12 protein-coding genes and 1 tRNA gene are annotated in these 12352 nt (G+C 26.8%); 9 read left to right on the top strand and 4 right to left on the bottom strand.

The genetic code is table 11. The features are described 5' to 3' along the window. The first annotated feature begins 83 nt into the window (after nucleotides 1-83). From ACZ41D_RS09835 to ACZ41D_RS09815, 5 genes are all read left to right on the top strand, one after another. Nucleotides 84-180: transfer RNA gene (locus tag ACZ41D_RS09835), tRNA-Sec, on the top strand. Between the two features lie 196 nt (nucleotides 181-376). Continuing rightward, complete coding sequence (locus ACZ41D_RS09830; RefSeq protein WP_464151262.1) at nucleotides 377-757, top strand: universal stress protein; 381 nt, start codon at nucleotides 377-379, stop codon at nucleotides 755-757. 241 nt (nucleotides 758-998) lie between these two features. Continuing rightward, nucleotides 999-1301: a YkvA family protein gene (locus ACZ41D_RS09825; protein ID WP_464151261.1), complete on the top strand. Its 303-nt coding sequence runs from the start codon at nucleotides 999-1001 to the stop codon at nucleotides 1299-1301. Between the two features lie 83 nt (nucleotides 1302-1384). Next, nucleotides 1385-2788 carry a hypothetical protein gene (locus tag ACZ41D_RS09820; RefSeq protein WP_464151260.1) on the top strand — a complete coding sequence of 468 codons (1404 nt, stop codon included), beginning with the start codon at nucleotides 1385-1387 and terminating at the stop codon, nucleotides 2786-2788. A gap of 186 nt (nucleotides 2789-2974) precedes the next feature. Continuing rightward, nucleotides 2975-4057: a PRK06851 family protein gene (locus ACZ41D_RS09815; RefSeq protein WP_464151259.1), complete on the top strand. Its 1083-nt coding sequence runs from the start codon at nucleotides 2975-2977 to the stop codon at nucleotides 4055-4057. Nucleotides 4058-4141: 84 nt separating this feature from the next. Here ACZ41D_RS09815 and ACZ41D_RS09810 read toward each other — a convergent pair whose 3' ends face one another. From ACZ41D_RS09810 to ACZ41D_RS09795, 4 genes are all read right to left on the bottom strand, one after another. Next, nucleotides 4142-4621, bottom strand: a complete 480-nt coding sequence (locus ACZ41D_RS09810) for a phosphatidylglycerophosphatase A family protein (protein ID WP_464151258.1) — start codon at nucleotides 4619-4621, stop codon at nucleotides 4142-4144. A 1-nt stretch (nucleotide 4622) separates the two neighbouring features. Next, nucleotides 4623-5684 (bottom strand): alanyl-tRNA editing protein, encoded by a 1062-nt coding sequence (locus ACZ41D_RS09805; protein ID WP_464151257.1) that lies wholly within the window; start codon nucleotides 5682-5684, stop codon nucleotides 4623-4625. Nucleotides 5685-5837: 153 nt separating this feature from the next. After that, nucleotides 5838-6314 carry a hypothetical protein gene (locus ACZ41D_RS09800; protein ID WP_464151256.1) on the bottom strand — a complete coding sequence of 159 codons (477 nt, stop codon included), beginning with the start codon at nucleotides 6312-6314 and terminating at the stop codon, nucleotides 5838-5840. Between the two features lie 89 nt (nucleotides 6315-6403). Continuing rightward, on the bottom strand, nucleotides 6404-7408 hold the full coding sequence (locus tag ACZ41D_RS09795) for a hypothetical protein (RefSeq protein ID WP_464151255.1): 1005 nt from the start codon (nucleotides 7406-7408) through the stop codon (nucleotides 6404-6406). A 308-nt stretch (nucleotides 7409-7716) separates the two neighbouring features. On the opposite strand from ACZ41D_RS09795, the gene eam reads away from it, so the two are divergent. From eam to argF, 4 genes are all read left to right on the top strand, one after another. Next, a complete protein-coding gene (gene eam / locus ACZ41D_RS09790) occupies nucleotides 7717-9036 on the top strand; it encodes a glutamate 2,3-aminomutase (RefSeq protein WP_464151254.1) in 1320 nt (439 codons plus the stop codon). A gap of 142 nt (nucleotides 9037-9178) precedes the next feature. Continuing rightward, complete coding sequence (locus tag ACZ41D_RS09785) at nucleotides 9179-9364, top strand: DUF4177 domain-containing protein (RefSeq protein WP_464151253.1); 186 nt, start codon at nucleotides 9179-9181, stop codon at nucleotides 9362-9364. Nucleotides 9365-9987: 623 nt separating this feature from the next. Next, nucleotides 9988-11226 carry an arginine deiminase gene (arcA, locus tag ACZ41D_RS09780; protein ID WP_464151252.1) on the top strand — a complete coding sequence of 413 codons (1239 nt, stop codon included), beginning with the start codon at nucleotides 9988-9990 and terminating at the stop codon, nucleotides 11224-11226. Nucleotides 11227-11291: 65 nt separating this feature from the next. After that, complete coding sequence (gene argF, locus ACZ41D_RS09775; RefSeq protein ID WP_464151251.1) at nucleotides 11292-12284, top strand: ornithine carbamoyltransferase; 993 nt, start codon at nucleotides 11292-11294, stop codon at nucleotides 12282-12284. The last annotated feature ends 68 nt before the right edge of the window (nucleotides 12285-12352 follow it).

Below are 12352 nucleotides of genomic sequence, written 5' to 3'. Positions count from 1 at the left end.
CGAAATCTCTGAAAAAGTGGTATTTTACTTGACAATTCTTGTCGATTTGTTATAATGTATTAGTGCCAATTAGAAATAATCTTGGGAGTAGATGGGTGCTGGTGTGCCCTCTGGTCTTCAAAACCAGTACGGGGCGTTAGGAGCGTCCTGGGTGGGTTCGATTCCCACATATTCCCGCCATAAAACATGTCAGTTAAGGCATGTTTTTTATTGTGCTTTTAATTCATTATTAGTTAAAAAATAAAGATATTTTTATATTATAATCAATATACTTATTTTATAGGAAACATGATATAATTATTATAGAAATAAAGAAAGATGATTTTTCTTTAATATATTGGTTGTTTTTTATACTTGCTTACAAGGGGGGCTTGATATGAGTGGTAGAAATATAATGGTTTGTGTAACACAGCAAAAGACATGTGAGAGATTGATAATGTATGGATATAATCTACAAAAGTGGGAAGATGATAAATTATATATTATACATGTTGTAAATGAAAAAGATAAATTTTTGAATAACTCAGATGATGGTGAAGCTTTAGAATACTTATTTAATGTTTCCAAAAGGGTAGGTGCAGATTTAACTGTACTAAGGTCTAAGGATGTAACAAAGGCTATGGCCGATTTTGCAAATAAAAACGAAATTACTCATATTTTAATGGGAGCTTCTCCAGATGGTAATGATATAGAAAATCATAAATTAGCTTTGAAATTAAAAAAAATGTTACCATTTGTAGAATTTATTATTGTATAGAAATATTAATATTGATAATACACATAACACTCCGTTTATAGTAAAATTATAAAGGAGTGTTTTTTATAATGAATTAAGATTTAACTAAATAATACTTAAATACTTAATCGTGGAAAGTTAATTTTAATAAGTATATTTTAAGTTAAAGCTTGTTTACTTATATACATAATTACAGTAAACTAAAATTTAACTGTACACTATTTAGATATATGTTCTCAAATCTAAAAAATGGGGTGAACATATGAACTTTATTAGAAAGATTCTTGTTGCATTTAAATTTTTATTTGATAGTAAAGTTGCTTTAAGGAGAAAAATCCCTATATTATTAGGCTTTTTATATTTTATATTACCTATTGATTTTATACCAGACCCAGTTCTAGGACTTGGTATAATAGATGATTTTGTTATACTATCGTTTATAATTCATAAATTATCTGAAGAATTGGACAAATATATTATAAATAAAGAACAAGAAGAAAAAGAAAAAAATTTTAAAGATAAAATAATAGAAGATGTTAAATATCATGTAGAAGATGATAAATAGAGCAAAGATAATATCAAATTATTATGACAATTCGTGAAAAAGATGGTAAAATAGAAATATAATTAGGGGAAAGGAAAGATTTTATGTCAAATGATATATTAGAAATGCTAGAGACAATAAGAACCTATTTTACCAACGATATTCAAAATATAACAGTTTGCAAGCATAGGGAAACAGGTGAAATTTTTATTTTAAATATTATTTACAAAAAAGATATATTTAAGGATGTTGATTTAAATAAATTATTACAAATGAAAAATATAAAAGGAATAATTGAGTTACAAGAAGGTTTATGTATTATTAGTAAGTTAATAGATTTTTCAAGTATAAGTGAATATATAAAAAATAATAAAATAAGTTTAAGTAGAGAAATTGGTTATACTACATTTATTATAGATAATCTAGTTAAACTTAAAGACTTTCCTCCTTGTATATTAAAATCACTATTTGATTTAGAAAATATAGTTATTGATAAAAACGGTAATATTAATCTCTTAGGTTTAATTATGTTGAATGATAATTATTCTGAAATATCTATGTCTCAAGTGTTTAATAATTTGGCAAAAATATTCCAAACTATTTTCGCAGGGGAAACATTTTTTAATAGTGATGTAGAAAAAAATATTCCACCACCAATAAATAATATAATTAATAAATGTTTAAAAGGCGAATATTTAAGTTATATTGATTTAGCGAAAGAATTTAAAGATTCCAAAATATACAGAATAATGAACCCAGAAGTTGAAGAAAGCCAGAGAATTTATTCTGTAAGAAAAAAATTAAAAAATAAGAGAAGAAAATATTTTTTTGCTAAAACTGGGTTATTAATTGTTTTAGTTGCAATTATATGTTTACCTTTTATTCTTAGGGCTGCTAAAACATATAAATATAATTCAAAAAATATAGATAGCAATTTAAACAATACAATTAGTGAAGAAAATGATCATACAGAAAATAAAACTAGTAATGAAGTATATGCAAGTAAAAATGATATACAAGAAAATGAAGAACAAACAGGAAAAAATATTTATGAAAGTAATGAAGAAAGTCTTTTTAAATTTTATAACGAAGATTTTCTTGAAAAATGTAAAGGTGAAACTAGTATTGGTTTTTTAGATGAAGAAAAGTATCATAAGGGTAATTGTTCTGTTAGAATTGAAAACATGGATGATTCAAAGGAGACATTTTTAATAGGAGGTATAGATTTAGAGAGTATAGATTTTAGATACCTTAATAATAGAGATGTGAGCCTTTCCTTGTGGACTAACAGCGAAAGTGATATTGATGCTATGATTACTGTTCAGACAGTACAGGGGAATAGTACATTGGCTAGATATTCAAAAAAAATTTATATTCCTAAAGACATTTGGTCACTGCAAAATATTGATTTAAAGTCAGTAAATGGAGATTATTTAAAGATATATTTGACTACTAGTGAGAAAGGAAGAGTTTGGATAGATTCCTTTGAAATAGATATTTTAAAGTGATTTTTTTCTAAGAGTTAAAAAAGGTATAATTAGTTATTAGTAGTAAGAATAAAAAAGTCTAACACTACCTAAACCCCATATAGTAAATAAATTTATGCTAATATATATATGCCAAGCACTATAAAGAAAAACAAATAATATAGTATTAATGTAGACTAAGATCGTTAATTGGGAGGAGAGGTATAAATGTCAAATAAAATTAAAAGGGTTTTTCCTGGGGGGAATACTTCGGTAGGGTTCTATTCTTACTACGACTATATTATTGGTGAGAATGCGAATAGGATATTTATTATTAAGGGAGGTCCTGGTACAGGTAAATCTTCTTTAATGAAAAAAATAGGTATGGAGATGTTTGAAAGGGGATATGATATAGAATATCATCACTGTTCATCAGATAATAATTCTATAGATGGAGTTGTTATTCCTAAATTAAAGGTTGCATTGATTGATGGCACAGCTCCTCATGTTGTAGATCCAAAAATACCAGGAGCTGTAGATGAGATAATTAATTTAGGCGAATTTTGGGATACAAAAATAATGGAAAAAAATAAAGATAAAATTATATATTATACTAAAAATAACAGTAAATTTTATAAGAGAGCGTATAAATATTTGTCAGCTGCAAGACTCATAAAAGAAGATTATATTAGGATAATTAGTGAATCACAAGATTTTGCTAAAGTAAATATTGAGACAGGTAATATAATCAAAGAAATTTTTGGAGAGAGAAAAATACAAGATAAACTAGGTAAAGTTAGACATTTATTTGGTAGTGCATATACTCCTGATGGCTGGGTAGAATATACTGATACATTAATAGAAGGATTAAATAATATATATTTTATTAAAGGAGATTGTGGTACTGGAAAATCAACTTTACTAGAAAAGGTATATAAAGAAGCAGTAATTAGAGGACTAGATACAGAAGTATATCATACGCCGCTGATTCCAGAAAAAATAGAAACTGTTCTTATAAAAGAGTTAAGTTTAGCATTAACTATTAGTGAGGTAGCTAAAAAGTATAATTATATAACAATTGATATGGATAAATATTTAAATAATGAAGCACTTGAAAAATATAAATTAGAGATTGAACAAGACAAGGAAGTGTACAATAAATTAATAGATATAGCACTATCAAATATAGCTGCAGCAAAAGAGAATCATGATATAATAGAAAAATTTTATGTTTCTAATATGAACTTTTCAAATGTAGAAAAGTTAAAAGATAGAATTGTTGAAAGCATACTTAAATATCAAAAACAATGATGTTAAAGGCAGAAAATGGTACAATTTTCTGCCTTTGGTATTTTTAATTTGTTACACAGCTTTGCTTTTAAAAATATAAATATATTAATCCTCATCATATTCTTTCGAATGAGCTATTCTAGCACATGACGCTGCTACAATTCCTGCAACTAAATCATCAAGAAAGGTATGCACTTCATCAGTGGCTTTACCTTTATGGTCAATTTCACCTATTATACCTGTTTTGATTTTATCTAGATACCCAAAATTTGTAAGTCCTATAGAGCCATAGACGTTTGTAATACTTAAAGCTAGGATTTCATCTATTCCATAAAGAGATTCATCTCTCTTGATTATACTTAACAAAGGTTCTTCTATTAATCCTTTTTCTGAAAGTATATCTAGTTGTATGCCAGTTAGTATTGCATTTTGAACTTCTCGTTTTGATAATACTTTGTCTATATTAAACATTGCTTCTTCCATAGAAATATTCATTCTGCTTTTTTGAAGAGAAATAACTATTTTGGCTATTTCATTTAAAGATACTCCTCTTTCTGCTAATTTTTTAATAACGATTTCTTTCATTTTATACCTCCATCTTAATTAATTCAATACTTGTATCTAAGCATTCTTGCAGTTTTTCACCAATATTTCCTCCGCCTTGAACAGAGCTTACACTACCTCCTCCTTTTCCATTTATTATGTGAATAACAGAGTTAAATATTTTTCTCAAATCTATGTTAACATTTTTAGATCGTCCCATTAAAAGTTGACATTTTTCTTTATTCCTTATTCCTAAAATTACAATCATACCATCATTATTTTGTATGATATTATTCATAATATATTTCACGTCTTTAAGATTAGCATCATAAAAAATTTTATTTATTATATATACTGACTTATATTTTATGGTATTACTCATTAATTCTATACTTTTATATTTTAGAAGTTCTTTTTTCAATTTTTTGTTAGTATTTTCTAATTGTTGTATTCTATCTTTTAGTTTTTGAACACCTTTTTCAACATCTTTATCTTTTTGAGAAAGCAATGTAGAAATGTTGTTTACAGCATTATTTTTCCACCTATAGTCTTTTAATGCTCTATTACCACACACAAATTCTACTCTTATATTTCCTTTGTACTTTTCCCATTTTCTTATTTTAATAAGGCCAATTTCTCCAGTTGATCTTGGGTGAGTTCCACAGCAAGGAGAATAATCTATACTATCAATTTCTACAATGCGGATATTTGATTTTACCGAAGGTTTTTTTCTTAGCGGTAAATCTTTAATATTATTATTATCAATATAATAAGTTTTTATATCTAAGTTTGAAAAAACGATTTTGTTTGAAAACTTTTCTATTTTGATAATATCTTCTTCACTTATTTTTGATAAAGTTATATCTATATATACGTATTCTTTGCCCAGATGAAAGCCTACAGTTTCTGCTCGGAAAAGATTATAAAATATGGCTGATAGTAAGTGCTGGCCAGCATGTTGTTGCATATGGTCAAATCTTGTATCCCAATCAATAGATAACCTTACATTTTCACTTGTTATGTCTTTTTCTAATACATGGACAATATCTTCACCTTTTTCAAATACATTTTTTACGGTAATTCCATTTATTGAACCTTTATCCATTGGTTGACCTCCGGACATATGGGGATAAAAAATTGTTTTGTCTAGTGTAATGAGAAAATTTCCATTATTATATTGTTTATTTATTATTTTTGCATTAATCTCCCTTAAATAAGGATTATGCATAAACACTTTTTGCGTCATTTCAACACTCCTCTATTTAGTATATTTTAGGCCGTATTGATCTGATAATTTAAATATTTCCTTTTTATACATTTCATAGTAATTACTCGCTTCTTTTAACATTTCATTTCCTTCTTTGATCATTTCTTTATCTTTTAATTCTGCACCTTGCTTTATTTTATACAGAGCTTCTAATTGTTTATTTACTCCTTTAATATAAATATTATGGATTTCTTGTACTTTTTTTGTAACAGGTTTTATATTATTTAGTTCTTTGATTAATGTTTCATAAGTTGGGATAAGATAATTATTTAAAATATCTGACAATTCATCAAAGGAATAGCTGCTTGTTGAGATGAATTTTTCATATTGTGTTACACTTTCTTTTTGTATTTCTAACGCTTTAGTTATATCACTATTGATATATACAATTAAGTCTTTTTTTATAGAGCTTGTACAGCTACACAACATAAAAATTAATAAAACAATTAAAATTAAATTTTTTTTCATCTTTTCCTCCTTATTTTGTAAATATTCTTAAACTTAATTTGCATACTACTTTTTACTTATTTTTTAATTAATTTTAGATTTTCATTAAACTAATTTTCATTAAATTCTATAAGTTTATTATGTATGTAATCTATTTTACCATTTTTATATATCACTTTGTAGTATATATCTTGATCTTTGAGAAGAGAATCTGAAGAATGATTACTAAATTCAATTATTCCAACAGGTGTATTATCAACTTTATACGTACCTACTCCTATTATAAAATACTTATAAACATTGCTCCAATTGTATTCAATATCAAACTGTTTTTCTTGTATTAATTGGAAGTTATCAGGAATCATATTATTATCTAATGAATTATATCCTTCATATTTTTTTAAAATTTTAGATACTTTTATTTTCAAAGAATCATTATTACTAGAAATATCTGATAATATACTCATTTCTTTAATCATGTACCACTTTGGAGTTTTAATAGAAGAGTCTGACCATTTTTCATAGTAATAGGATGTATATTCAGTTGATAGTCTAAATACTTCGGAAAAGCTATTATCTATCTTAGTAAAAATTTGAATATAATTATCATAGAAGAAAGCTCCTAGTCTTTCATCTAGCACTTGTTCTACAATTAGGAATGTTCTATTATATTTTTGACTTTTTATTGAATATATGTCTTTAATATATGTCAAATTTTCTATCTTATCTGAGAATATATACTCATCATTTATTAGTCTATATATTGCTATAATTCCTGTATCTTTGGACAAATTAATTGTTATGACTAAATCTTCAGAGATATCGCTATAAATTTTTGTTGGATATATAGTAATTTCTATGTAATCTAAATACTCTATCCAATTATCATAATTTAAATCTTTTAAAACAATTTGCTTTATAATATTTTGAGAAGATTTTTTTAAAGATTCATCATTAGAAAAATAATTATTTATTAAAGCTTTAGTAATTGATGGATTTAATAGACTAATATTATTAAAACTGACTTCTTTTGAATTAGAATTATAATATGTATTAATTAAGAAAAAACCTACTATACAAACTATAATAGTTAAAAAAATTAATACATTTTTCAATGTATACGCCTCCTAAAATGTAGAAGTTATTGACAATATGACTAAAATGAGATATAATAAAGTATCACTTCGTATAACCTCATCTAAATATTTGCTTAGTCAAATAATTCTTATTATCCTTTTATGTAAATAATATTTTTATAACTTAAAATTATTACCAATTTATTAATCTCATCTATTAGATTAATTATTTTACTCAAATAAATAATAATCTAATGTTTGTATTTGTGAAAATATTATTACTAAAAATTACTTTAATGTAAATATAATACAATATATTATCATAAATGATAAAAGGAGGAATGCTAATGACAGACTTAAGCGGAGCTCAAAAAAGAAATGCATTGTTTAACAAAGAAATGCCTTTTGAAGGAAAAATTTATTTAAAAAGGGAGATTTCTCTAAAGAGGGCCAAAGAGTTAAAATCACGTATTACTGACTATTTAGATGCTAGGGAAAGAATTCCTAGAGGACTTTACATGAGAGAAAAATTTATTGAATCTAAAAGAAGAATACTAGACGTACTTGGAGGCACTGATGAGGATTGGGAAGATTATAGGTGGCAACTATCTCATAGGATTAAAGATGTAGATACTTTAAGCAAAATCATAAATCTTTCTGATGAAGAAAAAGAAGAAATCAAAAGAGTAGGTAGTAAGTTTAGATGGGCTATATCACCTTATTATGCTAGTTTGCTAGACAGAGATGACAAGTATGATCCTATTAGGTTGCTTTCAATTCCAAGTGTTGCAGAAATAGTAAATCACGAAGGAGATACAGACCCTATGGGTGAAGAATATACTAATCCAGCAGGCAGTATAACTAGAAGATATCCTGACCGGCTAATAATTAATGTAACCAATGAATGTGCTATGTATTGTAGACATTGCCAAAGAAGAAGGAACATTGGACAAAAGGACGAACATAAGCCTACTAAAGTCATTCAAGAATCTATAAATTATATTAGGAATAATGAGGAAATAAGGGATGTTTTAATAACTGGTGGAGATCCTTTGACAATGCCAGATGATAGACTTGAATGGTTATTAAAAGAATTGCGGGATATACCACATGTAGAGATAATAAGGATAGGAAGTAGGGTTCCAGTAACTATGCCGCAACGAATAACTGATGAATTAGTTAATATGTTAAGTAAATACCATCCAATATATTTAAATACACATTTTAATCATCCTAAAGAAGTTACTGAAGATTCAAAAAAAGCCTGTGAAAAGCTTGCAAATGCAGGTATACCTTTAGGGAATCAAGCTGTTTTGTTAAATGGTATAAATAATGACAAGTTCGTAATGAGATCTTTAAATCAAGAGTTATTAAAAATACGTGTAAGACCGTATTATATTTTTCACGCTAAGCATGTTTTAGGAACTACACATTTCAACACTTCAATAGATGATGGAATAGAAATAATGGAGTATTTGAGAGGATATACTTCTGGCCTTGCAATACCTACGTATATTGTTAACGCTCCAAAAGGTCAAGGCAAAACACCTATATTACCACAGTATCTAATATCAAGGGGAAAAGATTACATTGTATTTAGAACATGGGAAGGAAATGTTATTAAATATGAGAATCATCCAACTAAAGATATTAGAGAAATAATATAAACCTGTTTAACTACTGGTAAGCTGTGAAAGTGAACACAGATTGTCAGTAGTTTTTTTTTAGCTAAATCATGCTTGTGTACATTTAATTACTTTAATTTGTGTTATAATGTATAGAGATTTATTAACTTTGGAGGTGGATTTTATGAAAAAATTTGAATATAAAGTTGTAAATTTTAGAACTCATGGAATGGTTAATTTAATATTAACTAAAGAAGATGAAGATAAGATGAATGAATTAGGTAACATGGGTTGGGAACTTGTAACTTTAAATGTTGCTAAAAATACTAGAAATATAATGGCTATATTTAAAAGAGAATTAAACGATTAGATTAGAAATAGAAGGTGAATATTTTGTTAATATTAAATAATTTTAATATTATGCTGATTGATATTGCAAGTAAAAGTTTTACAGGATATTTATATATTTTTTTAGGTACTTTACTTATTATATTTACTCTTAATAAAATGAATAGAAACCATAAAAACAGGTGAATAAAATTAGAAAACATATTAAGGGAAAAGAGTGGAACTAAAAATGTTTATGAACAATATGTGAAAAATAGAAATAAAAACTCTTAATATATAATTTAAGGATTTTAAATCCTTTTTTTTTTTTAGTTACATATTAGGAAATTTCATAATTACTGTAGCGTAAAAAAATTACGAGCTTATCGCATGATTTAAAAATATTTCTAATTTGAATAAATATTATATAAATTAAATTACTTTACATGACAACAATTCACTAAATTAGCAAATTTAATAATATCAATAAAAAATAAAGGTAATAAATTACATATAAATTATATTTATACGTAAAACGCATAAATATAGAAAACAAATGAAGTTGACAATTAAGAATTAATATAGTTATAATCAAAGTTGATAGGATATAATAATTTGGATTTTGTAATCATATTGTGAATAATCCTGTATAAGAGGTGGAATGTTATGTGTGAAGATAGTGTTTTATGTGTTAATTCCGAAATAGGGAAATTAAGAACTGTGTTACTTCATAGACCTGGTGATGAGATTAAAAATTTAGTACCTGATTATTTGGAAAAGCTGTTATTTGATGATATTCCATATTTAGAGGTTGCAAAGAAAGAACACGATAATTTTGCAAAAATTTTGCAAGATAATGGTGTTAAGGTAGTTTATTTAGAAGATCTTGTGTCTGAAGCTATAACTGATAAATCAGTGAGAGAATTGATGATTGAGGAATATTTGGATGAAGCACAATTGGAAGGAAGAGGTAGAAGAGACGCAGTAAAGTATTATTTTTCTTCTCTTTCTAATAGAGATTTAATAAATAAAATGATGGCGGGTATTAGAAAGACAGAAATACCTCGCTTTGTAGCTAAATCATTAGTTGACATGATAGAAACGAATTATCCTTTTATTATAGATCCTATGCCTAATTTATATTTTACAAGAGACCCTTTTGCAACTATTGGAAATGGCATTACATTAAATCGCATGTATACAGCTACTAGAAATAGAGAAACTATTTTTGCAAAATATATATTTAAATATCATCCAATATTTAAGGATAAAGATATACCCATTTGGTTTAACAGAGATGAACATTATTCTATGGAGGGTGGGGATGAATTAGTATTAAGTGATAAGGTTATAGCTATAGGGATATCTGAAAGAACTTCGCCAGTAGCTATAGAAAAGTTTGCGAGAAAAATACTTAATTCTGATAGCGGATTTGAAACTGTGCTTGCTTTTGATATACCTAAAAAAAGAGCTTTTATGCACCTTGATACGGTTTTTACTATGGTAGACTATGATAAATTTACTATTCATCCTGAAATAGAAGGACCTTTAACCATATTTTCAATTACTTGTGATAAAAATAGCCCTGAAGGTATTTCTATAAAGAAAGAAGAAATGAAATTAGAAGATATATTGAAAAAATATTTAAATTTAGATAAAGTTAATTTAATTAGATGTGCTGGTGGAGATATTATAGATTCTGCTAGAGAACAGTGGAATGATGGATCTAATACTCTTGCTATTGCACCTGGTGAAGTTGTAGTATATAGTAGAAATAGTGTTACAAATAAAATATTAGAGGATAATGGAATTAAGATTCATCAACTAGATAGTTCTGAATTGTCTAGAGGAAGAGGTGGCCCTAGGTGTATGAGTATGCCTCTTTATAGAGACAAGTTAGAATAATTGGACCTACAAATAAAAATAATATAATAAATATAAAGTTTTAAATTGAAAAGGAGGAATATAATATGGCATTTAACCTGAAAGGAAGAAGTTTTTTAACATTAAAGGATTTTACTCCAAAAGAAATAGAGTATTTGTTGAATTTAGCAGAAGAGCTTAAGAAGATGAAATATGCTGGAATAAGGCCAAGAACATTAGAGGGAAAGAATATAGCTTTATTGTTTGAAAAGCCATCAACAAGGACAAGATGTGCTTTTACTGTAGCTGCAATAGATGAAGGAGCTCATCCAGAATACTTAGGTAAGGGTGATATACAGTTAGGGAAAAAAGAATCAGTAGCAGATACAGCAAGAGTGTTAGGAAGAATGTTTGATGGAATAGAATTTAGAGGTTTTAAGCATGAGACAGTTGAGGCTTTAGCAAAATATTCGGGGGTACCTGTTTGGAATGGATTAACAGATAAATACCACCCAACTCAAGTATTAGCAGATTTTTTAACTATAAAAGAACATAAAGGATATCTTAGGGGAATAAAATTTGCTTATGTAGGAGATGGAAGAAACAACATGGCAAATTCTCTAATGATAGGGGCAGCGAAGATGGGAATGGATTTTAGGATAGTATCTCCAAAGGAATTATTCCCAGAAGAAGAATTAGTAAAAGAAGCGAGAGAAATAGCAAAAGAAACAAAAGCAGTTATAACTTTAACTGATTCAGTAGAACAAGGGGTGAAAAATGTAGATGTAATTTATACAGATGTATGGGTATCCATGGGAGAAGAAGAGCATTTTGCTGAGAGAATAGCCTTATTAAAACCTTATCAAGTAAACATGAATATGATAAATATGGCGGATGAAGATGTGATATTTATGCATTGTTTACCAGCTTTTCATGACCGAGAAACGATAATAGGAGAAGAAATATATAAAAAGTATGGAATAGGAGAAATGGAAGTAACTAATGAAGTATTTGAAGGTAAGCATTCAGTAGTATTTGATGAAGCAGAAAATAGAATGCATACTATAAAAGCAGTTATGGTAGCAACTTTGGGAAAATAGATAAAAAATACTATTTTTTAAATCTTTAGTTTAAAAAAATAGAAGGAATTAGGTGATATTCATCTAAT

Source organism: Brassicibacter thermophilus (assembly GCF_055378355.1).
The sequence above is the reverse complement of the archived record's forward strand: the minus strand, read 5'-3'. Positions and strand labels throughout refer to the sequence as shown.

Excerpts from the sequence above, each read along its gene's own strand:
- ACZ41D_RS09830 (WP_464151262.1), top strand. The coding sequence starts at position 377 with ATGAGTGGTAGAAATATAATGGTTTGTGTAACACAGCAAAAGACATGT.
- ACZ41D_RS09825 (WP_464151261.1), top strand. The coding sequence starts at position 999 with ATGAACTTTATTAGAAAGATTCTTGTTGCATTTAAATTTTTATTTGAT.
- ACZ41D_RS09820 (WP_464151260.1), top strand. The coding sequence starts at position 1,385 with ATGTCAAATGATATATTAGAAATGCTAGAGACAATAAGAACCTATTTT.
- ACZ41D_RS09815 (WP_464151259.1), top strand. The coding sequence starts at position 2,975 with ATGTCAAATAAAATTAAAAGGGTTTTTCCTGGGGGGAATACTTCGGTA.
- ACZ41D_RS09810 (WP_464151258.1), bottom strand. The coding sequence starts at position 4,621 with ATGAAAGAAATCGTTATTAAAAAATTAGCAGAAAGAGGAGTATCTTTA.
- ACZ41D_RS09805 (WP_464151257.1), bottom strand. The coding sequence starts at position 5,684 with ATGGATAAAGGTTCAATAAATGGAATTACCGTAAAAAATGTATTTGAA.
- ACZ41D_RS09800 (WP_464151256.1), bottom strand. The coding sequence starts at position 6,314 with ATGAAAAAAAATTTAATTTTAATTGTTTTATTAATTTTTATGTTGTGT.
- eam (WP_464151254.1), top strand. The coding sequence starts at position 7,717 with ATGACAGACTTAAGCGGAGCTCAAAAAAGAAATGCATTGTTTAACAAA.
- ACZ41D_RS09785 (WP_464151253.1), top strand. The coding sequence starts at position 9,179 with ATGAAAAAATTTGAATATAAAGTTGTAAATTTTAGAACTCATGGAATG.
- arcA (WP_464151252.1), top strand. The coding sequence starts at position 9,988 with ATGTGTGAAGATAGTGTTTTATGTGTTAATTCCGAAATAGGGAAATTA.
- argF (WP_464151251.1), top strand. The coding sequence starts at position 11,292 with ATGGCATTTAACCTGAAAGGAAGAAGTTTTTTAACATTAAAGGATTTT.